Source organism: Terasakiella brassicae, from assembly GCF_014641495.1.
In the GTDB taxonomy this organism is placed as follows: Bacteria; Pseudomonadota; Alphaproteobacteria; order Rhodospirillales; family Terasakiellaceae; genus Terasakiella; species Terasakiella brassicae.
The window spans coordinates 77392-98856 of sequence record NZ_BMHV01000004.1; the positions used below are offsets into that span (position 1 = coordinate 77392).

19 protein-coding genes and 1 pseudogene are annotated in these 21465 nt (G+C 49.5%); 9 read left to right on the forward strand and 11 right to left on the reverse strand.

The genetic code is table 11. The annotated features are described in order from the left end of the window. Positions 1-84: 84 nt before the first annotated feature. Positions 85-1482: an aminotransferase-like domain-containing protein gene (locus tag IEW74_RS03520; RefSeq protein ID WP_188661638.1), complete on the forward strand. Its 1398-nt coding sequence runs from the start codon at positions 85-87 to the stop codon at positions 1480-1482. On the opposite strand, the gene IEW74_RS03525 is transcribed toward IEW74_RS03520, so the two are convergent. From IEW74_RS03525 to IEW74_RS03535, 3 genes are read right to left on the reverse strand one after another with little or no spacing between them, the layout of a single operon-like run. Further along, positions 1475-2191, reverse strand: a complete 717-nt coding sequence (locus tag IEW74_RS03525) for an LrgB family protein (protein ID WP_188661640.1) — start codon at positions 2189-2191, stop codon at positions 1475-1477. The two genes, IEW74_RS03520 and IEW74_RS03525, sit on opposite strands and share 8 nt — an antisense overlap. Then, a complete protein-coding gene (locus IEW74_RS03530) occupies positions 2184-2525 on the reverse strand; it encodes a CidA/LrgA family protein (protein WP_188661642.1) in 342 nt (113 codons plus the stop codon). Before IEW74_RS03530 ends, IEW74_RS03525 begins: the two co-directional genes overlap by 8 nt. A 3-nt stretch (positions 2526-2528) precedes the next feature. After that, positions 2529-3425, reverse strand: coding sequence for a hydrogen peroxide-inducible genes activator (locus IEW74_RS03535; RefSeq protein ID WP_188661643.1), 897 nt, complete (start codon positions 3423-3425; stop codon positions 2529-2531). Positions 3426-3578: 153 nt separating this feature from the next. Between IEW74_RS03535 and IEW74_RS03540 the strand changes: the two genes are divergently transcribed. Next, positions 3579-4508 (forward strand): response regulator, encoded by a 930-nt coding sequence (locus IEW74_RS03540; protein ID WP_188661645.1) that lies wholly within the window; start codon positions 3579-3581, stop codon positions 4506-4508. A 10-nt stretch (positions 4509-4518) separates the two neighbouring features. On the opposite strand, the gene IEW74_RS03545 is transcribed toward IEW74_RS03540, so the two are convergent. After that, positions 4519-5706 (reverse strand): DUF2478 domain-containing protein, encoded by a 1188-nt coding sequence (locus tag IEW74_RS03545; RefSeq protein ID WP_188661647.1) that lies wholly within the window; start codon positions 5704-5706, stop codon positions 4519-4521. A gap of 70 nt (positions 5707-5776) precedes the next feature. On the opposite strand from IEW74_RS03545, the gene IEW74_RS03550 reads away from it, so the two are divergent. The 5 genes and pseudogenes from IEW74_RS03550 to IEW74_RS03570 form a co-directional block, all read left to right on the forward strand. Then, complete coding sequence (locus tag IEW74_RS03550; RefSeq protein WP_188661649.1) at positions 5777-6442, forward strand: histidine phosphotransferase family protein; 666 nt, start codon at positions 5777-5779, stop codon at positions 6440-6442. A 211-nt stretch (positions 6443-6653) separates the two neighbouring features. Then, positions 6654-9425 (forward strand): hybrid sensor histidine kinase/response regulator, encoded by a 2772-nt coding sequence (locus IEW74_RS03555; protein ID WP_188661651.1) that lies wholly within the window; start codon positions 6654-6656, stop codon positions 9423-9425. A gap of 126 nt (positions 9426-9551) precedes the next feature. After that, positions 9552-9917 (forward strand): response regulator, encoded by a 366-nt coding sequence (locus IEW74_RS03560; RefSeq protein ID WP_188661653.1) that lies wholly within the window; start codon positions 9552-9554, stop codon positions 9915-9917. 47 nt (positions 9918-9964) lie between these two features. Continuing rightward, positions 9965-11125, forward strand: coding sequence for a protein-glutamate methylesterase/protein-glutamine glutaminase (locus tag IEW74_RS03565; protein ID WP_188661655.1), 1161 nt, complete (start codon positions 9965-9967; stop codon positions 11123-11125). Continuing rightward, positions 11122-11955 (forward strand): annotated as a pseudogene (locus IEW74_RS03570) (CheR family methyltransferase); the annotation flags it as partial. The gene IEW74_RS03565 and the pseudogene IEW74_RS03570, both read left to right, overlap by 4 nt. A gap of 281 nt (positions 11956-12236) precedes the next feature. Here IEW74_RS03570 and ctrA read toward each other — a convergent pair. After that, the gene (gene ctrA, locus IEW74_RS03575; RefSeq protein ID WP_188661659.1) at positions 12237-12941 is read right to left on the reverse strand and encodes a response regulator transcription factor CtrA; all 705 of its coding nucleotides are present in this window, start codon (positions 12939-12941) and stop codon (positions 12237-12239) included. Positions 12942-13156: 215 nt separating this feature from the next. On the opposite strand from ctrA, the gene fliI reads away from it, so the two are divergent. Both fliI and IEW74_RS03585 read left to right on the forward strand, forming a co-directional pair. Beyond that, the gene (gene fliI / locus IEW74_RS03580) at positions 13157-14551 is read left to right on the forward strand and encodes a flagellar protein export ATPase FliI (protein ID WP_188661661.1); all 1395 of its coding nucleotides are present in this window, start codon (positions 13157-13159) and stop codon (positions 14549-14551) included. A gap of 10 nt (positions 14552-14561) precedes the next feature. Next, positions 14562-14984 carry a flagellar export protein FliJ gene (locus IEW74_RS03585; RefSeq protein WP_188661663.1) on the forward strand — a complete coding sequence of 141 codons (423 nt, stop codon included), beginning with the start codon at positions 14562-14564 and terminating at the stop codon, positions 14982-14984. 18 nt (positions 14985-15002) lie between these two features. On the opposite strand, the gene IEW74_RS03590 is transcribed toward IEW74_RS03585, so the two are convergent. The 6 genes from IEW74_RS03590 to flhA form a co-directional block, all read right to left on the reverse strand. Continuing rightward, positions 15003-15497 carry a hypothetical protein gene (locus IEW74_RS03590; protein WP_188661665.1) on the reverse strand — a complete coding sequence of 165 codons (495 nt, stop codon included), beginning with the start codon at positions 15495-15497 and terminating at the stop codon, positions 15003-15005. Between the two features lie 208 nt (positions 15498-15705). Further along, positions 15706-16023, reverse strand: a complete 318-nt coding sequence (locus tag IEW74_RS03595) for a hypothetical protein (protein ID WP_188661667.1) — start codon at positions 16021-16023, stop codon at positions 15706-15708. 160 nt (positions 16024-16183) lie between these two features. After that, complete coding sequence (locus IEW74_RS03600) at positions 16184-16561, reverse strand: tunnelling fold family protein (protein ID WP_188661669.1); 378 nt, start codon at positions 16559-16561, stop codon at positions 16184-16186. Positions 16562-16563: 2 nt separating this feature from the next. Next, positions 16564-18216 (reverse strand): hypothetical protein, encoded by a 1653-nt coding sequence (locus tag IEW74_RS03605; protein ID WP_188661671.1) that lies wholly within the window; start codon positions 18214-18216, stop codon positions 16564-16566. Positions 18217-18229: 13 nt separating this feature from the next. Next, positions 18230-19009: a nucleotide-binding protein gene (locus IEW74_RS03610; RefSeq protein ID WP_229734225.1), complete on the reverse strand. Its 780-nt coding sequence runs from the start codon at positions 19007-19009 to the stop codon at positions 18230-18232. A gap of 311 nt (positions 19010-19320) precedes the next feature. Then, positions 19321-21450 carry a flagellar biosynthesis protein FlhA gene (gene flhA / locus IEW74_RS03615; RefSeq protein ID WP_188661676.1) on the reverse strand — a complete coding sequence of 710 codons (2130 nt, stop codon included), beginning with the start codon at positions 21448-21450 and terminating at the stop codon, positions 19321-19323. Positions 21451-21465 lie beyond the last annotated feature (15 nt).

Here is a 21465-nt window from a genome sequence, read left to right on the forward strand (position 1 = left end):
CTTGATGACATTTAACGTAAAATCGATACAATAAGCTGTCAAACATTACATTGTCACCGTGACAATTTTTTTAGGAATTCTAAAATGACCCAATGGAAACCGCAAATTGATCACCGTAAAGGTCCGCGTTACCTTGCGATTGCTGATGCAATCGGGGAGGCCATTCGCGAAGGAGCCCTGAAAACGGAAGAACGTTTGCCGACCCATCGGGATTTGGCATATGAGCTTGGTGTCACGGTGGGGACGGTCAGCCGTGCCTATGCCGAAGCCGTGCGTCGCGATTATGTGGTTGGCGAAGTCGGGCGTGGGACTTATGTTAAACCGAGTATTGATGAACCGGATATGCCGTTTCATATCCCGGATAATCTGGATCCCAATCTGATTGATTTCAGTATGAATATTCATACCGAAGGCGAAGGGGTTGAAATCCTGCGCCGCGCCTTGATGGTCCTGGCGCAAGCCCCCGGACTAGGCGCGTTGATGCGTTATCAGGCGGAACAGGGGATGGAACATCACCGGGTGTCAATGGCAAAATGGGCACAAATGCACGGGGCACCTTATGACCCGGATCGCATTATCGTTTCCTGTGGGGTGCAACATGCCATGACCTTGGCTTTAATGTCGCTGGTCAAAGCGGGAGACACCCTGTTATGTGAGGAATATTCCTATCCCGGTATCAAGACGCTTTCCACCCAGTTGGGGGTGAAAATGCAAGGTCTTCCGATGGATGAATATGGTTTGATACCGGAACGCCTTGAAGAAGCTGTGATAAACAGTGGCGCGCGCGTCCTTTATTGTATGCCCAATTATCAAAACCCAACCAGTGCAACGATGGACCTGCAACGCAGGCGTGATATTGCCGCAATTGCGCAACGCCACGGGTTATGGATTGTGGAAGATGATATCTACGGATTTTTGCATGAAGAACCGGGAAAGTTTCCGCCATTTGCCAGTTTGTTACCGGAACAGACGTTCTATTTGAACGGGGCCTCCAAAAGCGTCAGCCCGGGCTTGCGGGTTGGTTATGTTCTGGCACCCAAGAAAAAAGTGCCAACGGTTGCGGCCTGTGTGCGCCTGAGCAACTGGATGGTGCCGCCCTTGAATGTGGAATTGATGTCGCGCTGGATCGAAGATGGCACCGCAGAATATTTTATGGATTGGCACCGCAAGGAAGCCGCTGTCCGTCAGGACATTATGCTGGAACATATTAGGCGCGGCAGCTTGCATCGTGCGCCTAATACTTACCACACGTGGCTTGAATTGCCAAAACCGTGGACAGCAGAAATGTTTTGTCTGCGTGCGCGTGAACGTGATGTTTCCATCATGCCGGCTCATGTTTTTTATATCGGTAAAGGCACACCGTTGAATGCGGTTCGCATCTGTTTTGGGGCTCCGCCGACACGAGAAATGGTTGAAGATGGCATGTCGAGCCTTGCCCAATTGTTAAGCGAGGAAATTCACGCCTTTCATAACGTTATGTAAAGAGCAGGTATAGAAGGGGTAACAAAACCGCTGTTGCCAAGGCGTTTAACCCCATGCCAAGACCGGCAAAAGCACCGGTAGTTTCATGGACGCTTAATTTACGGGCTGTTCCAATCCCGTGCGAAGCTATACCGATGGCCAGCCCGCGTGCTTTTTTATTTTTAACGCCGACCAAATTCAGGACCATTGCGCCAAAGACAGCACCGATAATACCGCACAGAATAACCAGAACAGCGGTCAGGGACGGGGTGCCGCCGATGATTTCAGATAATCCCATTGCAACGGGCGCTGTTACGGATTTTGGGGCGAGTGACAAAAGCGTCTCGCGCGATCCCCCCAATAAAGCAGCGATACCGACACCGCTGAAAATAGCAAACAGGCAACCAGCGATGACCGTTATAATAATGGGCAGAAGTGCCGCTTTGACATGATGGATGTTTTTATAAAGCGGGACGGCAAGCGCCACTGTTGCAGGGCCAAGCAGGAAATGGATGTATTTAGCGCCGTTGAAATAGGCTTGATAATCGGTTTTGGTGATCATCAGAACGGCTGAGACCAAGACGATGGAAATCAAAACAGGGTTGGCAAGCGGGGATTGCTTGCATTTTTTATTGATCCAGTCTCCTAGCACGAAACAGGCGAGCGTCAGGCAAATGCCCAGCAAAGGGGTTTGCGCCAAATGATCCCAGAGTGTGTATAACCTATCCATTGCGTCGATCCATAAAATTCATCATCAGGCCACAAAAGGCGATTGTCAGTAAGGTGGCGATAATCAAGGATGCGGTGATTGGCAACCATTCACGCGCAATCAGGTTGAAATGCAAGGTCACACCGACCCCTGCTGGAACAAACAATAAGGCAAGATATTTCAAAAGGCCGCTTGCGGCGTGATCCAGCCCTTGCGGTAATCCCTTGTTGATCAGTAATCCTGCCAAAAGAAGGGCCATGCCAACGACAGGACCGGGAATGGGCAGGTCGGTAACATAGACAATGACCTCGCCCACCAATTGCAGCAGGCAGAGGAGAAAAAAGAACGGGAGCATAGGTTAGAGAGCCTCTTTTAAAAAATCTGCGAGCATTCGAAATTCATCACGGCGCCCCGATGTTTTGCGCCAAACCAGCCCGATATCGCGTGGCGGGGCATCCTGATCTAAGGCAATGGTTTTAAGCCCGGTGCCTTGTGTAATGCCAGCGCGTACCGCCATTTCGGGCAATAACGTCAGACCTAGACCGTTTGCGACCATTTGAACGATTGTCGACAGGCTGGTGGCGGCAAATTCATTGGCATTTTTGTTTTTGGGCCAGGAACACGCGGCAAGGGCATGATCGCGCAGACAATGCCCCTCTTCCAACAAGAGCAGGTTTTCTTCGAACAGGTCTTGATTGTGGATGGTCTTTTTCTTGGCGAGACGATGGTCCGGTGCAAGCGCGCAATAAAAAGGGTCCTGCATAAATATCTGGCTGTCAATGCCGTCATGTTCATAAGGCAGTGCCAAAATCAGCAAGTCCAGTTGCCCGTCATGCAGGGCATTGAGCAACCGTTCGGTTTGATCTTCTTTTAAATAGAGGATCAAATCGGGATAGGCGCTGCGAACCTTTGTCATCAAATTGGGCAATAGGTAAGGGGCAATGGTGGGGATAACCCCAACCCGCAATTCTCCTTGCAAGGGTTTGCCTTTGGTATGGGCCAATTCCATCAGGGCATCGGCTTGCAGGACGATCTCTTTTGCGCGTTCCAGAATGTCGTGAGCCTGCGGTGTCAACAGGACACTGCGTCTGGTGCGTTCAAACAATTGCAGGCCGAGAATGTCTTCAAGTTCCTTGATAGCGGCACTTAAAGTGGGCTGGGTGACAAAGCAAGCCTGTGCGGCATGACCGAAATGTTTCAATTCAGCCAAGGCGATAAAATATTTGAGGTGCTTCAGTGTGTAAATCGCATTCATAGAAAATATCTATAAAATATAATAAACTGATTGGCAAACTTGTAGTTGGTGTGTCTTCGCTGCAATGTGCGCTTTTTTATGTTCTTTTCAGGCAAAAGATGGCATAAATCTCCCCATAATAAAAACAGAGAAGCTGTCGGAGATAGAGGCAATATGGGGCAGGAACGATTTAATGAAGTGACAGTCGTTGTGGCGGACCCTGATCCGCGCGCGCGTACAATTGCAAAAAAAACATTGATCCAAGCAGGGTTTCGCAAAATTCTGACCGGGCATTCATTGGCCTTTGTCAAACAAAGTTTTGATATTGAAATGCCAGAGCTGCTGATTGCAGAAACGGAATTGCCCGATGGTGATTTCAGCGAATTCGTCAGTGACCTGCGCCATCATAAAATCGGCAATAACCCTTTCCTTGTCGTATCGGCTCTGACATCCAATCCAACGCCGGAAATTGTGAAGAAGGTTATTCAGGCCGGGGCGGATGATTTGTTGTCCAAGCCTTTTTCCGTCGATACATTATTGCGCCGCGTTGGACGGTTGATCCATGAACGTAAACCTTTTGTTGTAACAGGGGATTATGTCGGGCCGACACGGCAGGCAAAATCACAAAAAGAAGCCAATGCCGAACGTTTTGATGCGCCCAATACATTAAAAGCCCGTGCCTTGAATGAAGGCAGCGTGGATGAGGTGCAGGCGATGGTCGATGCCGCCATCTCGCAAGTCAACAACAAGGCCTTGGAAGCGCACGCCGAAGATGTCAACGAATTGGTGACCATTCTTGTACCGCGTTTGACGGGGGGGCAAATTGATGCAACATCGCGTTTGTGTCTGGACCGTTTGCGCTATGCCTCTGAAGACGCCAACCGCCGTTTGGGTGGAACGGAATACGACCATGTCTCGGATTTATGTCAGACGTTGTTGGGGGTTGTGAACAGTATTCGCAACAGCGGCAGTATGCCGACCCCGAAGGACGTGCGCTTGCTTGATCCGTTGAATAAAGCCATCCAGTTGGGATTTGATAAAAACGCAGATAAGGCAACGGCGCGTCAAATCTCACAAGCAATTTTGGCAAAAATTAACACTTGAATTTGACGATCTATTCCTTTTCCAATGTGATGTAACGACTGACTTTTTTTAGCTCGTTCACGCTGGCACCTGCCTCGACCATCGTCTTGGCTTCGGCCGGGTCTTCGATGATGCGAGCGCATAACATATCGATCCCATAATTGAACAGGCGGGGGCTTAAAGGGGTGATTGGGCCGACCAGCAGGGTCTGGGCATTTCCTTTGGCGCTCAGGAATAAAGGCAGGCTGTGATCCATAAATGTATGCGCCGGCAGGATCAGCCCATCATAAGCGTGTGTGCCGAGATGGGGCAGGGCGTTTTCTGTTGAAATAAAATGGGTGTGCGCTGCGTAATCGCGATGTCGTGGGAAATCTCCGACGACTAAAACACTGTCGGAACTGCCTTTAAAATGATCAAGCCCACTTTTGTCGGATCCTTTTTGTTCATACCTGTTGGTATGCGCCAGCAAAGCGGCACAGCCCAAGGCGTGATCCAGCGGGTCTGCGTCTTGATGAATTTTCAAGGCCAGTTCGCGTAAAGAAACCGTGGCAGGCACATCCGTTGTTTCCATTGCGTTTGGATTTGGCGCAGCACCACATCCAAACGCCGTTTCCACCAAAATGGTTTTGGGGCCAATGCTCAGGCTGCGAACCGGGATGTCCGGGACGTCAAGGCATAGGTCTTTATAAAGATTTGATTTGGGCCACCAGTCCCAAAGCTTATCTATGTCATGGGGAAGTAAGGTTCCCAAACGCCCGGTGAAGTTATTCCATGTTTCAAGGGCACTGGCGGGTACGGCGACCAGTGTGGGGATGCCAACGAGGGCGGCAGCAACGATTTCTTCGGCTAATCCATTACCGTCCTGTTCGCGTTCCCCGAATTTTTCAACGATTAAAAGATCGGCTTGTTCTTCTATGGCATTGTTTAAAGCTCTGGAAGCATCGCACAGGCGGGAAACATCAAATCCACAGCTTCCGGCCGTGCGGTCTTCTTTGCTGGGGCGGGCAAGGGCAAATCGTTCGCCGGTTTTGATGTCGATGGCATCCAGACCGATTTTTTCGCCGTGGGTATCGTAGGCTAATTCCTGAGTTAAACCACAGACATGCCAGCCGCGTTTTTGTAAATCGGTGGCAAAATCAAGCAAGGCATTGCGCTTTGGGGTGTCGGCGGCATAAAGTACACCGCCAAGGCGAATCGGTTTTGCGGTTTGTGTTGACATGAAAGCCTGTTCGCTTTTCTTCTAGGGGTGAACCGAGTGTCCAATCTAACAAAAGAAGGATCAAATTTCTATGGGTGTACAAGTCGAAATGAGAGTGGCCGAGTTGTTATGTTCACGTTTGTGCCATGACCTTGTGGGTCCGGTCGGCGCTGTCAATCATGGAATCGAACTGATCGAAGAGGAAAACAGCCCGGTTTTAAACGAGGCGGTTGAAATGATCGGGCAAAGTGCAAGGCAGGCCTCCAATCGGCTTGAATTTTTCCGCTTTGCGTTTGGGCTGTCGGGCGGGGGAAGCGGTTTGACCTCGATGGAACAAGGGCGAAAGCTTGCGACGGGGTTTCTGGAAAAGCATATTCGTCTTGATTGGGCGAGAAACCCGGAATTACCGTGGCAGGATAGCGAAGTGACCGTCCCCAAAGATGTGGTGAAGGTTATTTTGAATCTGATCATGTTGGGCGTGGATTGTTTACCGCGTGGCGGTGTTTTGACCTTGAGCCAAGCGGTTTTACCCGAAGGATTGGGAATTGCCTTGGTGGCGGAAGGCCAAAAAGCCCATGTTCGCGATGATATTCAAAGTGCAATAGAGGCGAATGCAAATTGCGATTCTTTAAGTGCGCGAACGGTTCAGGCCTTCTTTTTAGCACGGCTGGCAGATGACCTTGGGTTGGATTTTGAAGTCTTTAGTCCGCAGCCTGATTGTGTGCAGATTGCTGCAATTATTCCATTGGACCTGTAGGGTTTTGCAGATATATGCACTGCAGCAATAAAATAGTTTCATTGCTAAACTAAAATAAAATAAAAATTTCGAATGCGGAATGAAATGCATTTTTTCTTTTGTACTCAGCAGTTTTTAAGTTATTGCTTGTGGCAAGAGAAATGGTAAACGCGCTTCTTATGCGTCTTAAATGCGGCCGGATACGCCGGCGTGACAGTAGAAAGGTACAGTCATGGATGATCTACTCAGTGAATTCATAACGGAAACGTCCGAAAGCCTGATGGTGTTGGACTCTGAACTGGTTAAATTTGAGCAGGACCCGAATGATACGGAAATCCTGTCCAATATCTTCCGTTTGATGCACACGATTAAAGGGACTTGTGGGTTTTTGGGGCTGCCGCGTCTGGAAAAAGTCGCACATGCCGGTGAAAACGTACTGGGTAAATTCCGTGAAGGCACATTGGAAGTTACACCTCAGGCCGTGACCTTGATTTTGCACGCGATCGATACGATTAAAGAATTGCTGCAAACGCTGGAAGAAACAGAAGCCGAACCGGAAGGTAACGATCAGGAACTCATTGATCAGCTTAACGCAATGGCTGAGGGCCGTACCGTTGAAACGGCGGCACCTGTTGCTGCGGCACCGGAACCCGTTGCAGAACCAGCGCCCGCGCCGTCCAGTGGCCCGATTACAAATGATCAGGGTTTCCCGGTTGCCGCCGAACTTCTGGCCGAGGTTGAACAAGCTGTGGCGGCCGGGGTAAATGCCCCCAGTCAGGCAGAAATTGATGCCCAGATGAAAGCGGAAATGGAAGCGGAGAAAGCAGCAAGCGCGCCTGCGACACCGGAACCGCCTGCACCTGCACCACAAGTTCCCGCTGCGCCGAAAGAGGCCCCGAAACCGGCTGCAAAAAAAGAAGAACCCAAGAAAGCGGCCGGAACGAAAGAAACCTCTGTTGCCAGCCAGACCATTCGCGTGAATGTCGAATTGCTTGAAAATTTGATGACGTTGGTTTCCGAACTTGTCTTGACACGGAACCAACTGTTGCAAATGGTACGTGGGTCTGATGACAGTGTCTTTAAGGTGCCGCTGCAACGTTTGAGCCACATTACATCGGATTTGCAGGAAGGGGTGATGAAGACCCGGATGCAACCGATCGGTAATGCGTGGGCGAAATTGCCACGTATCGTTCGTGACTTGGCTGTTGAATCGGGTAAGAAAATCGATCTGCAAATGATCGGTGCCGAAACCGAACTGGACCGTCAGGTTCTTGAATTGATCAAAGACCCGCTAACGCACATGGTGCGGAACTCTGCCGATCATGGTCTGGAACAACCCAATGAACGTGTTGAAATCGGTAAGCCGCAAGTCGGTACCATTACGCTGAACGCGTTCCACGAGGGCGGTCACATTATCATTGAAATCACCGATGATGGTAAAGGGCTGAATACAGATCGTATCAAAGCCAAAATTGTTGAAAACGGTCTGGCGAGTGAAGCTGATCTGGAGGCAATGTCCGATCAGCAAATTCACCAGTTTATTTTCCGTGCCGGTTTCTCAACCGCACAAAAAGTGACAAGCGTTTCCGGTCGTGGTGTCGGGATGGACGTTGTACGGACCAATATCGAAAAAATTGGTGGTACGATCGAGTTGAAATCCATTGAAGGCAAAGGCTCAACCTTCACCATCAAGATTCCGCTGACCTTGGCAATTGTGTCTGCGCTGGTTGTGGAATGTTCCGGTGAACGTTTTGCTATTCCGCAAATCAGTGTTCTGGAATTGGTACGTACGTCATCGGGTTCTGATAACGCGATTGAAATGATTAACGATGCCCCTGTCTTGCGTCTGCGTAATCGTTTGTTGCCGCTGGTTTCCCTGCATGATCATTTGAAACTGGATGAAACCAAAAAAGACCTTGCCAATGATGAACTGTTCATTGTTGTGACGCAGGTCGGGACCTATCAGTTCGGTATTATTGTTGATCGTGTCTTCGATACGGAAGAAATCGTTGTGAAACCGGTTGCGCCGATCTTGCGCCATATCTCGCTCTTCTCCGGGAATACGATTCTGGGTGATGGTAGTGTGATTATGATCTTGGATCCGAACGGTATTGCTGCGACAACCGGTGAGGTTGCGATGGGTGGTAGTAATGATGCACACAGTACGGCGATGACAACACGCACAGATGGGGAAACAACGTCCATCCTTATCTTCCGTGCTGGCAGCACGGAACTCAAAGCGGTTCCGTTGGCTCTGGTCGCACGTCTGGAAGAAGTCGATGTTACCAAGATCGAATATTCTGGCACCAACCCGGTTGTCCAGTATCGCGGTCAATTAATGCCGTTGATCCCGATCGATCCGAAGCATGTCTGGAAAGAGGAAGGCCGTCAACCGGTCCTCGTCTTTACGGATCGCGATCACTCTATGGGTCTGGTTGTTGATGAAATTGTCGATATCGTGGAAGATCACCTCAATATCGAGCTGGCGTCTGAGCGTGACGGCTTTGTCGGTTCTGCGGTGATTAGCGGTAAGGCAACCGATCTGATTGATGCGGGTTACTATCTGACCAAAGCCTTCCCGGATTGGTTTGGTCGTGCGGAAACCACGATCTCGTATGGTGATGATTACCAAGGTGGACCGCGCGTTCTGCTGGTTGATGACAGCCCGTTCTTCCGTAACCTGCTGACGCCGATCCTATCGGTTGCCGGGTACAAGGTTTCCACGGCTGAAAATGCGAAGAAAGCTTTGGAGTTGCGCTCTGCCGGCGCCTTCTACGATGCGATCGTCAGTGATATTGAAATGCCGGAGATGAGCGGTTTTGAATTTGCCGAAGCCGTGCGTAGTGATACCCGTTGGCAGCACACGCCGATGGTGGCCATGTCATCGCATGCAACCGAAGCAGATTTCGAACGTGGACGTGAAGTTGGTTTCAATGATTATTGTGCCAAATTTGATCGTGATGCTTTGTTGCAAACCTTGTCTGAATTGCTTGCGCAAAAGTAAGAAAAATTTCGAACGTTGTTGAGTTTGACGGCCCGCTACATTAACTTATTACATATGTATGGGGGCCGTCTCTAACCAGAGGAGCCGGTGCACCAAGGTTATAATGCCGAAGGGAGCCGTAAAATAATGAAATCTTGTCTGATTGTTGATGATTCTAAAGTCATCCGTATGGTGGCCCGTAAAATTCTTCAGGAATTAAGCTTTGAAACAATCGAAGCAGCCGATGGCCAGCAAGCCCTTGATGAGTGCAAAAAGGAAATGCCGACAGCGGTCCTTCTGGACTGGAATATGCCAGTGATGAGCGGCATTGAGTATTTACGCGAATTACGCAAGCTGCCGGGTGGCGATGAGCCGGTTGTTGTTTTCTGTACGACGGAAAATGATATCGAGCATATCCAGGAAGCCATTGAAGCCGGGGCCAATGAATATATTATGAAGCCATTTGACAGCGAGATTATTCAAGCGAAGTTCTCTCAAGTTGGTCTTTTGTAATTCTTTTATGAATTGAGGTTCTCTTGTCGAGTCTCATTGGAAAAACAATGTCGGTAAACCAAACGCAAAAAAATAATAATCCAATCCGGGTCATGGTGGTTGATGACTCTGCTGTGGTGCGCGGACTCGTTACGCGTATGCTTGAAGCCGATGCCGACATTTCAGTCGTTTCTTCTGTTGGTAATGGAAAAATGGCGGTCGATAGTCTGGCGCGAAACGAGGTCGAAGTCGTCGTCCTTGATATCGAAATGCCGGTTATGGATGGCCTGACGGCCTTGCCCAAATTGTTGGAAATTGACAAATCCATTCGTGTCATTATGGCCTCGACCCTGACGGCACGGAATGCGGATATCAGTTTGCGGGCCCTGCAAGCCGGTGCGGTCGATTATATTCCGAAACCGTCTTCCTCGCGCGAATTGTCGGGCGGGCGGGACTTTTCCAAGGAATTGGTCGATAAAGTCAAAATTCACGCCAATGCACGACGTAGATTGAAAGGCTCCCCGAGTGTTTCAATTTCACGACCGCGCACAACGCTGGAAAAACCGACACCGACGACACTTGCCCATGCCGGGTCGAGCTTGCATAAGCATAAAGAGGTCGTTCTGCGGGCACCTGCCTTGAAAGAGCGCCCCGATGTGATTGCGATCGGGAGTTCGACAGGCGGTCCACAGGCTTTGTTCAGCGTTTTAAAAGGTATGTTTGGGAAGGTTAAGCAACCTGTTATCATTACCCAGCATATGCCAGCGACCTTTACAAAGATTTTAGCCGAACATATCAACCGTATGACCGGCTGGACCTGTTCGGAGGCTACGGACGGTATGATCATTGAGGCCGGCAAAGCTTATTTGGCACCGGGGGACTTTCATATGGTGGTGGAAAGTCAAGGGACGCAAAAGGTTTTAAGATTAAATCAAGATCCACCGGAAAATTTCTGTCGTCCTGCCGTTGATCCGATGTTTCGCAGTATTTCGGCGGCCTATGGTCGAAAAGTTCTGAGCGTTATTTTAACGGGTATGGGGACCGATGGACTTAAAGGCGGTCGTGTCATCGTTGAAAACGGGGGTGACTTGATCGCACAGGATGAAGCCAGTAGCGTGGTCTGGGGGATGCCCGGTTCTGTTGCTCAGGCAGGTCTTTGCAGCGCGGTTCTGCCCTTGGACGAAATTTCTTCATATGTCGTTAAAGTCGCTGCGGGAGGTGCGTCATGAAACCTGATGATTTTCAGTTTCTCGCAACATTAGTTAAGGATCGGTCCGGTCTTGTTTTAACGCAAGATAAAGCGTATCTGCTCGAAAGCCGCTTGATGCCGGTGGCGCGAAAACGTGGCATGAAAGGTTTGGAAGACCTCGTTGCCTCATTGAAGGCGCGAATGGATCATGCGTTGGCTGATGAAATTACCGAGGCAATGACGACCAATGAGTCTTTCTTCTTTCGTGATATTAAACCCTTTGATATTTTCCGCGATACGGTTTTACCAAACCTGATTAAAACGCGGGCGGCAAAAAAATCCTTCCGAATTTGGTGTGCGGCCGCCTCCAGCGGGCAGGAACCATATTCGATTGCAATGGTGTTAAAAGAGGCGGCTGCGCAGCTTGCCGGTTGGCGTATTGAAATCATTGGCACGGATATTTCGCGTGAAATGCTGGAAAAAGCCAAGGCCGGACTTTATTCTCAATTTGAAGTTCAGCGCGGTTTGCCAGTTCAGCATCTTGTAAAATACTTTAAAAAACATGACGATCTGTGGCAGATTGACGCATCTTTGCGGGCGATGGTTCAGTACAAGGAATTTAACCTGCTGAACGATATGAATGCGCTGGGTACTTTTGATGTTGTCTTTTGTCGAAACGTTTTGATTTATTTCGATCAGCAGACAAAAGGGGCTGTTCTGGAAAAAATGTCGAAACAGATGACGGATGATGCCGTTCTGTATCTGGGCGGTGCAGAAACCGTTTTAGGTATTTCAGAAGCCTTTAAACCTGTTCCTGGCTTGCGCGGTGTTTATGGTCGCGCAGGTGGAAACGGGTCTTTAGGGGACGGGGCACCCGCCGCCGGTGCGATGCCAAAACCCGCTGCTGCGCCAACAGGGTTTGCCAAACCCAAACACATGATGGAGGGCCGTGCCCCTAAAGGGGCGGATGCACCTGCACGTCCTGCGGCGCCTGCTGCACGTCCCGGTGGGCTACCACCACGCCCGGCAGGCCCATCATCGGGTTCGCCGGCACGTCCCTTGCCGCCCAAACCCGGCATTAAGAAACCTTAATAGAAAAAGGCCGCCTCACATTGCAGGCGGCCTTTTGCTTATGGGTTGAAGCCCTTGTGTCAGGCACTTGCTGCCTGTGCTTCGTCGTTGGCATCGGGGTCGCGCAAGACATAACCGCGCCCCCAAACAGTATGAATATAGTTGTCATCGGTCGCTTTGGTCAGTTTTTTGCGGAGTTTGCAGACGAAAACGTCGATGATTTTCAATTCCGGTTCATCCATACCACCGTAAAGATGGTTGAGGAACATCTCCTTGGTCAAGGTCGATCCTTTGCGCAGGGAAAGAAGCTCCAGAATGCCGTATTCCTTGGATGTCAGGTGAACAGGCTTCCCATCGCTTTCGACCGTTTGATTATCCAGATTGACACAAAGCTTGCCTGTGCGGATAACAGATTGTGCATGGCCTTTGGAGCGGCGTACAATCGCATGGATACGGGCAACCAGTTCTTCTTTGTTGTAAGGTTTAGTCAGATAATCATCGGCCCCGATTTCAAAGCCCTTCACCTTGGAAGGCGGCTGGTCCAGACCGGACAGAATCAGGATCGGCGTTTCGACCTTGGAACTGCGCAGGGCACGAAGAACTTCAAATCCATCGATGTCGGGCAGCATGAGGTCGAGAATAATAATATCGTAATCATATAGTTTGCCAATCTCGATACCTTCTTCGCCGTAGTTGGTGACATCTACCACCATTCCGGCAGATTTAAGCATCAATTCAATGGCTTTGGCTTCGCTTGGGTTGTCTTCAACGAGTAATGCGCGCATGGTGCCCCCCGAAAGTTGGCGTTAACTTTTCATTAACCTTTCGTTAACCATTACCATAACTCCGATTTGTTGAAAATAGTTTTTTTGTCGCAACGCTATATTTTCTCACGAGTCGCAAAAAATACTGAATCCTGTCAAGGGGTTTGTCATTTTTTACAAAAGGAGTATAGTGGGCAAAGAAAAGGCAATGAACATCCTTGTTTGGAGTATCTATCGTGGCCCTGTTGGTCAATAACGTAATCGCAGAAGTTGACAAGCTTCCTGGCTTTAATGTGTTTGGCCGGGTGGCGGCTGTACAAGGTCTTATGGTCGAGGTTGGCGGTGTGCAAGGGGCGCTATCTATCGGGGATCATTGCCGAATTCATGTGCGCCGCCGCGATTGGGTCACTTGCGAAGTTGTCAGTTTCCGTGATGGTCGTGCGCTTGTCATGCCTTTTGGCCCGGTGGATGGCATTGCGTTGGGGGATCGCGTAGAAGTTGGGCAGCGCGAGCCGGTTTTATTCCCGTGTGAAGCATGGCTGGGACGTGTCATTAATGCAATGGGTAAACCGGTTGATGGCAAAGGCCCACTGCCGGTTGGGCCTATACCTTATATTATCAAGGGAACACCGCCCTCGGCCCATGAACGGACCCGTGTCGGGGGCAAGATCGATTTGGGTGTGCGTGCGATTAATACCTTTCTCACCTGTTGTCGCGGACAACGGATGGGGATTTTTGCCGGTTCCGGTGTGGGGAAATCGACCGTCCTGTCGATGATGGCGCGCAATACCGAAGCCGAAGTCAGTATCATTGGTCTGATTGGGGAACGTGGACGAGAAGCCCGCGAGTTTATCGAAGATGATCTGGGGGAAGAGGGACTGGCCCGTAGTATTGTTGTTGTTGCAACATCGGATGAACCTCCGTTGATGCGCCGGCAGGCGGCCTATGTCACAATGGCAGTTGCCGAATATTTTAGAAATCAGCAACGCGATGTGTTGTGTTTGATGGATAGTGTGACACGTTTTGCAATGGCACAGCGTGAAATCAGTCTGTCTGTGGGGGAACCACCTGCCTCCAAAGGTTACACCCCGTCCGTTTTTGCCGAATTGCCACGTCTTCTGGAACGCGCGGGGCCGGGGAATGCCCAGCAAGGCAGCATTACCGGACTGTTCACCGTCTTGGTGGAAGGAGATGATCATAACGAACCGATTTCAGATGCGGTGCGAGGGATTCTGGATGGTCATATCGTATTGGATCGCGCCATTGCCGAACGGGGACGTTATCCGGCAATTAATTTGTTAAGGTCTGTTTCGCGGACCATGCCCGATTGTAATGATGATCAGCAAAATGCATTGGTGTTTAAAGCGCGAGAATTGTTGTCAACCTATGAAGATATGGCGGAACTAATTCGTTTGGGAGCTTATCGTCAGGGGACCGACCCCAAAGTGGATGAAGCCGTTTATTATTATCCGGCAATGGAGGCCTTCTTATCCCAAAACAAGAATGAGCCTATGAATTTGGAAACCGGATATATGGCGCTGGCTCAGCTTTTGGGCATGCCGTACAAAGATTTTGACGGGGATGTTTCCCAATTGGGTGTACCACATGAACAGTTGCAAGGGCCACAATAAAGGGTGATGTATGGGTAAAACACTCGCCAACCTGATCCGTCTTCATAAATATCGTGTCGACGAGAAACGCCGTGTTCTCGGTCAGTTGTATGGCGAGTTGCATGATCTCGAACAAAAGCTGCAAGATCTTGAAAATCAACTGATTGAAGAACAGAAGATTGCAAAATCCGCCCCAGATCAGGCGTTATTTTCCTATGGTCGGTTTCATCAACGTGCAATGGGCATACGCGAACAACTGCAACAGGCGATTGCAGCCAAGGAGCAGGAAGTCGAGATTGCACGCGACGATGTCAACGAGGCGTTCCGCGAGTTGAAAGTGTATGAAGAAGCGGAAAAAAATCGCATCAAGCGAGTAGAGGAAGAACGCACCCGCAAAGAAAACATCGAAATGGATGAGATCGCAATGAACTTGCACCGTCGCAAGCAGGATTAAGAAAAGACGGATCTGGTATTATTGAGGCAAACAGGCTTTCTGTGATTTTTTAAAAGAAGGGTCACATTCCCAGTCGTTCCCTGAATAATCCAGATGAGCGTTTTTGGGTAATTCGATGTGAATGCAGGTGTTATCAACCTGTTTAAAACCCCGTAGACATTTCCATCCAAATTGATGAGAACGGTCATTGAGATAAGCATTCTTGGGAACCGTGATCAGTTGGCAGGTGTTTTGAACGGTACGATATCCACGCTCGCACTCCCAACCGTTTTCATAGGCACTTTCGGATAAATAGGCATTTTTTGGCAGGGTAATCAAAAGGCATGCGTCTTTTGTTTCTTTGTATCCCCGTTCACAGTTCCATGTGTTTCCTGTGTCATCCAAATAGGCATGTTTGGGGACAAGGACAGGGACGCATTTCTCACCCATATGCTTAAAACCGCGCAAACATTCCCATCCCCGGTCATATAATCGACCTGTGGCAAAGGCGTTCTTGGGGACTTTTATTTTCACGCATTTATTATTGCTCTCGCGGAAACCGTCATTACATAGCCAGCCTGTACCATATTTCTCTGCATGGGCATTGGTTGGAATGTTTTGTGCGCTTGATAGGTTGGGAAAGCCAATAAAGGCAAATAAAGTGAAAATAAATAGGAGCGAAAATATTCTCGTTTGAGAAAAGGTGTTCATTCTGTTCTTTCGAATAGGTGATAGGTGCGTTTTACGATTTCTCACCTAAAAAATAATAATCAATTTCCAAATCTTTTAAGATATTGCCATCTGCGGCCCTGTCGCGTTCCAATGCCTGTTTAAGGAGGGATGCTTTTATGGTGAGAGCACGGGTCAAGCTGCTGTTTTTGCTTTTGCTATGCAGATGTATGATCGTCTGGGTGCGTTTGTAGGCAACAAAGGACAAGCCTTCGATCAATTCTTCATCCGTATCAATTTGATAAGAACCTGCCGGTTGCGTATTGATCGTTTCATCAAGTTTAAAAGGGTGATGAAAGGTAACGGTTTCTGTATGTGTACGAGTGGTCATGGGAGACTCCTTAAGAAGTATAGCCCTGCCTGAGAAATAAAAATATATATGGGATTAAGATAACTGATATTTATTTTTAATTATTATTTATAATATCATATATTTTATTAAATAGATATTTGTATTAAAATTATAAATATTATTGTTTTATTTTGGGGGATTAAATTGTGGAGATGCGCACAAGCAAATGGGGATTATCCCATTGAGGTTGGCGATCTTCTATAACAATATTATGCGTTATTGTTTGATGGGGTTCTTCCTCGCCAAAGACCTGTATCCAGCGCGCGACCAGTTCGTTATTCATATCTTCTAAAAGAGCGTTCGCCGTCTGTTCGAGGGAATAGTCCGGCAAATTAAACAGATGGGTGAAATAGGCATCTATTTCTGCGGTATCGATGATGACCTTGTCGGGCACGTAACGCAGGCGCAGGCATCGGGCCGTGCGGGTGCAAGTGGTCTGAAATGTGATGATATAATCATTTGCCCGGTTTGGGTTGTCTTTGGTCGCGATTAGGCTGCGTCGTTGTGCGAGGTCCATTTTTATACCAGCATGCCGAGATTTAATTCTGTCGATGTCAGATCAACGCCATCGACTTCAATAAAATTAGGGGTGACCTGAAAAGATAATTTACCATCGAAACCGATTGTGTCCATCGCATTTTCATAGATTTCGAGGATGTCGCGACGAATAAACCCGGCCAATGGTTTATGTGTACGGATGATCAGGTCAAACATCCGGTTGCTTTCCTTGGTCAATCCGTCCAATTGCATGGCCCCCAGACGGGAGAGGTGCAGGTCGATGACAAAACGCACGCCGGGGTCTTCTTTTCCGTCTTCCTTTTCATCCTTATGATCGCGTTCTGCCAATCGGATTTGGTTGATTTGCCCGTTGTCTTGCAAAGGGATATAGGCGATTTTCCAGTCCGTAGAACTTGGCGTTTTGATCTTGTCACTGATTTGTGTGAAATCATTTTCCAGTTTTTTCAGCAAGTCCGGTCGGGCTTTGGACAAAGCTTTCATTACTTTGTCATCAGCCCAATTCTTGAAATTCCCACGCCCCAATGCCTTTAGAAAAAAGATCATATTGGCGGCGAGGCGATGGTCTGCTTTCGGGATCATGGCCTGATGCAGGTTGTCTGCGGCAGCCGGATTGCTTTGTGTCAGAATTTTATCGATTTCTTCGAGGGTGGGCCAATTTTTCCCAACCCCTTGTTCCAGCTTAAGTTCATTTAGAACTGGTTTTGCGTGGGCCTGCGGGTCGGGACGGGTGGCTGACAGGATCTCCAGTTTGACCTGTGTGCCTTCCGGCATCTTCGCCTTGATATCCAGTGCAATTAACCCCTGAGCGGTCTTGACAACCGGTTGTCCCTGGGCGGTGTTGCCCATTATGGTCCCTTGAATAATAACTGTATTGGTTTTTGCCGGACTGCCCGCTGTTGTTGTGGATGTCAGGTTTTGATTTTGGGGGGATTGTGCAAAGGATTTCCCCCCTTGTTGTTCCTGCTGAACCGATAAAAGACGTACTTTTAAATCATTACCCGGTTGCACCATTGGATGGCTGTTTTGTCCGCTTGCGCTTGGGGCCCCTGTGGGGGTATTCGAAGAGGTTGCCGCCATCGGGGACATGTTGGGGGAAGGTGGATTAATTTGTCCTTGCATGTTGGAAGGAGACGCAGCCCCGGATGTGAAGCCTTGGGCCTGAGATGGCGTGAGAACAAAAGCCCGAAAGCCAGTTGCACTGTTCAAGCTTAATAAGGTTGCAGGACCAGCTCCCGTTGCATTTGCGTTTAAGGCGGAGGGAGGCAGCGCCGTTTGGGTTTGAGGTGTTAATGATGTCTGTGTGGCAAATGTTGCAACCTTCGCGGCCGGTATATTAGGGGACACAGGCTTGTTATTGACCCCGACCAATTGGAGCTGAATATTCGGAACTTTTTGGACGAGGCGGAAAGTGGCTTGTGTGTCTTCGGGCAGGGCAAAGGGGGCTTTAAACTGTAACAGACCCAAATTGGTTTGAACCTGAAGATTGCCTTGTGTCGTGGTCTGTTTGACCAATCCATTGATAAGACTGTCAAGGGCGAGTTTTGACAGTTCGAGAGAGGCGACATTTGCCGGGGGTAATGTAACGGTCAATTGCGCAGCCGAACCACCCGCACTGGGCGGTGGTGGGGGCGGTGGTGGGGCAACGCTTGTCATGGTCTGTTACGTTCTAAAAATTGTTTAACAATCGACTGGCAATGGCAGCAATATCTTTGGCCGCGACACAGGAAGGCGCGTGGCTGAGCAAAGGCTGCTGCTGTTTGATTGTATCACGAACACGCTTGTCCCAGCGAATCACACCTGCCAAAGGCGGCGAAATGCCCAAAAATCCTTCACAGGCCCGGCGCAAGGTGTTGTAAGTCCGTTCCCCATCGCGGATCGAATCGCTCATATTCACAACGATGCGCAGGTCCAGACCGGGGCGATCCTTTGACATGGTTTTGATGAAGGCATAGGCATCGGTCATGGCCGTGGGTTCGTCGGCGGTGACGACAAGACAGCTTCCGGCCTTGGATGTCAGTTGACGGGTGGGGCGGTCCATTCCGGCCCCTAAATCAATGATGACCCGATCATAGGATGCGGCCAGAACACCGAGATCGTTGCCCAGATGTTGAACCTGATTGGCAGGAATATGATTAAGGGCACTGGACCCTGATCGTCCGGCGATAATATCGAAACCGCCTTCGTCAAAATGTTGCGCGGCCTGATTGAGTGTCAGGTTGCCACCCACCACACCGGACAGGTCGTGTTTGGGCATCAGGCCAAGCTGGATATCCACATTGGCCAGACCGAAATCCCCGTCAAAGAGTAATGTTTTTTGACCCAGATTCGCCAACGCATGAGACAACGTCACGGCAAACCAGGTCTTCCCCACACCGCCTTTACCGGATGCAACGGCAAATACATTGCCGCCCTTGCGTGCCCTCGGCGTTGGAGTTGTTTTTGTCATAGCTGCAAACATAGCCATAATTTGTACGCTCAAATGGTTACCGAACGGTTAGGTAAAGGTATTCAATTCGTTAATTTCAGGTAGAAAGAAAAAGACCAAAGCCGCGTAAACCCTTGGTTATCTGATGGGCTTTGTTCTTTAAAAGTTATTTATTTATTTTTGAGAAATGTTTTTCATTTTCCTCATAAAAGAGCCCCAAACACCTGTTGCCATATCTTTGTATGTCGACAAAGTCGATTGGCTTGAAAAAAGCATCTTGCCCCGATCATAGGATTCTTTTCGTCATTTACGCGATGGTATCGACAGCCGGGTTAAATCTGGCCCAAGGTTTTAATTTTGGCTTTCGGGTGGACTTCACTTTGCGAGATCACAGCCGTTGCCGGGCGGAACCGTTCAATGATGGAACGTACGTAAGGGCGGATTGCCGGGCTGGTGAGAAGGGCAGGCGTTTCCCCCATCATAGCTTGGCGTTCAAAGGTTTGGCGAATGGCGTTAATAAATTCCTGCATTTTGCTAGGCGCCATGGAAAGCTGACGTTCGTCCCCGGACCCGACGAGGGATTCAAGGAAAATCTGTTCCCATTCCGGTGACAGGGTAATAAGCGTCAAAATCCCCTGATGGTTTGCCAGCATATCGCTGATTTGGCGACCAAGGCGGGAACGCACATGTTCGGTAATCATATTGATATTGCGGGTATATCCTGTGGCTTCGGAAATACCTTCCAAAATGGTTGGCAAATCGCGAATGGAAATTCGTTCGGTCAGCAGGTTCTGCAAGACGCGTTGTATGCCGCCGACACTCATGGAATTTGGAATGATATCTGCAATTAGTTTCTGGTGTTCTTTGTCCAGATCGTCCAACAGTTTTTGCGTTTCGGCATAGGACAAAAGTTCGGACATGTTGTCTTTGACCAATTCGGTCAAATGGGTGGTGATAACAGTGCCGGGCTCGACAACCGTATAACCGCGAAACAGGGCTTCTTCCCGATTGGTGGGATCTACCCACATGGCAGGCAAGCCGAAAGTTGGTTCTTGTGTCGCCTCGCCGGGCAGGCTGATGTCTTCGCCGCGCGGGTCCATAATCATCAGGCTGGCGGGGCGAAGATCACCACGGCCAGCTTCAATTTCCTTGATGCGGATGACATAGTTGTTGGCCGGAAGCTGCATATTATCCTGAATACGGACCGAGGGCATGACAAAGCCCATTTCTTGGGCCAACTGGCGGCGCAAGGCTTTGATTTGATCGGTCAGGCGCTGCCCCGCTGCCCCGGCATTGACAAGAGAAAGCAAGCCATACCCCAATTCCAGACGCATCATGTCGATCTTCATGGTTTCCGAGATCGGTTCTTCTGATGGGGCTGGAGGGGCTTTCGTATCGGCTTGTTGCTGTTTGAATAATTCGGCGGCTTCGGCCTTTTGCCGTTGGCTGACAATATAAGCCCCACCCCCGGTCAAAATCCCCAAAAGCATAAATGGCAACACGGGAATCCCCGGCATAGTCGCCATTGCAAACAGGATAACGGTGCTGACACCCAATGTTTTCGGATTGGCACCAAATTGGGCAATCAGGGCTTTGTCGGCGGTGCCTGCAACACCGGCCTTGGTTACAAGCAGACCGGCGGCAGTTGAAACAATCAGGGCCGGGATCTGGGAAACCAGACCATCGCCAACGGTCAGTCGGGTATAGCTGTCGGCGGCTTGTGCCATCTCAAGGTCTTTTTGTACAACCCCGATAATAATACCGCCGATAACGTTGATGAAGGTAATGAGAATACCGGCAATCGCATCGCCGCGCACGAATTTGGAGGCACCATCCATCGCCCCGAAGAATGTGCTTTCGTCTTGCAGTTCCTGGCGGCGGGCTTTGGCTTGGTCTTCGTCAATCAGGCCGGTGGACAAGTCGGCGTCAATCGCCATTTGCTTACCGGGCATGGCATCCAGTGTGAAACGCGCGGTAACTTCAGCAATTCGACCGGAACCTTTGGTAATAACAATGAAGTTTACGATGACCAAAATCGAGAAAACAATAATCCCGATGACGAAATTCCCGCCCATGATAAAGCCGCCGAAGGCTTCGATCACCGCACCGGCTGCCGCCGTTCCTTCATGCCCATCGGTCAGAATCAACCGGGTGGAGGCAAGGTTCAAGGCCAGTCGGATCATGGTTGCAATCAGCAAAACGGTTGGAAAGGCGCTGAATTCAAGCGGTTTTTCCAGAAAAATAACCGTCATCATAATCATAACGGAGAATGTAAAACTAAAGGCGAGCGAAATATCCAGCAGCCAACTGGGCATCGGGAAAATCAGGACAACCAAGATGGTTGCAATCCCGACAGCCATACCATAATCGCCATTCAAGAAAGCATTTTTTGCCTTCCCGAAAAAGGCATTGAAGGCGTCTCCGCCTGCCTCTGGTTGACCGGTGTTGCTGGGTTCTGCCATAAAACGCTACCTTGT

What these genes read in the sequence shown, in the direction of transcription:
- IEW74_RS03520 (WP_188661638.1), top strand. Translation starts at nt 85, where the DNA reads ATGACCCAATGGAAACCGCAAATTGATCACCGTAAAGGTCCGCGTTAC.
- IEW74_RS03525 (WP_188661640.1), bottom strand. Translation starts at nt 2,191, where the DNA reads ATGGATAGGTTATACACACTCTGGGATCATTTGGCGCAAACCCCTTTG.
- IEW74_RS03530 (WP_188661642.1), bottom strand. Translation starts at nt 2,525, where the DNA reads ATGCTCCCGTTCTTTTTTCTCCTCTGCCTGCTGCAATTGGTGGGCGAG.
- IEW74_RS03535 (WP_188661643.1), bottom strand. Translation starts at nt 3,425, where the DNA reads ATGAATGCGATTTACACACTGAAGCACCTCAAATATTTTATCGCCTTG.
- IEW74_RS03540 (WP_188661645.1), top strand. Translation starts at nt 3,579, where the DNA reads ATGGGGCAGGAACGATTTAATGAAGTGACAGTCGTTGTGGCGGACCCT.
- IEW74_RS03545 (WP_188661647.1), bottom strand. Translation starts at nt 5,706, where the DNA reads ATGTCAACACAAACCGCAAAACCGATTCGCCTTGGCGGTGTACTTTAT.
- IEW74_RS03550 (WP_188661649.1), top strand. Translation starts at nt 5,777, where the DNA reads ATGGGTGTACAAGTCGAAATGAGAGTGGCCGAGTTGTTATGTTCACGT.
- IEW74_RS03555 (WP_188661651.1), top strand. Translation starts at nt 6,654, where the DNA reads ATGGATGATCTACTCAGTGAATTCATAACGGAAACGTCCGAAAGCCTG.
- IEW74_RS03560 (WP_188661653.1), top strand. Translation starts at nt 9,552, where the DNA reads ATGAAATCTTGTCTGATTGTTGATGATTCTAAAGTCATCCGTATGGTG.
- IEW74_RS03565 (WP_188661655.1), top strand. Translation starts at nt 9,965, where the DNA reads ATGTCGGTAAACCAAACGCAAAAAAATAATAATCCAATCCGGGTCATG.
- ctrA (WP_188661659.1), bottom strand. Translation starts at nt 12,941, where the DNA reads ATGCGCGCATTACTCGTTGAAGACAACCCAAGCGAAGCCAAAGCCATT.
- IEW74_RS03585 (WP_188661663.1), top strand. Translation starts at nt 14,562, where the DNA reads ATGGGTAAAACACTCGCCAACCTGATCCGTCTTCATAAATATCGTGTC.
- IEW74_RS03595 (WP_188661667.1), bottom strand. Translation starts at nt 16,023, where the DNA reads ATGACCACTCGTACACATACAGAAACCGTTACCTTTCATCACCCTTTT.
- IEW74_RS03600 (WP_188661669.1), bottom strand. Translation starts at nt 16,561, where the DNA reads ATGGACCTCGCACAACGACGCAGCCTAATCGCGACCAAAGACAACCCA.
- IEW74_RS03605 (WP_188661671.1), bottom strand. Translation starts at nt 18,216, where the DNA reads ATGACAAGCGTTGCCCCACCACCGCCCCCACCACCGCCCAGTGCGGGT.
- IEW74_RS03610 (WP_229734225.1), bottom strand. Translation starts at nt 19,009, where the DNA reads ATGACAAAAACAACTCCAACGCCGAGGGCACGCAAGGGCGGCAATGTA.
- flhA (WP_188661676.1), bottom strand. Translation starts at nt 21,450, where the DNA reads ATGGCAGAACCCAGCAACACCGGTCAACCAGAGGCAGGCGGAGACGCC.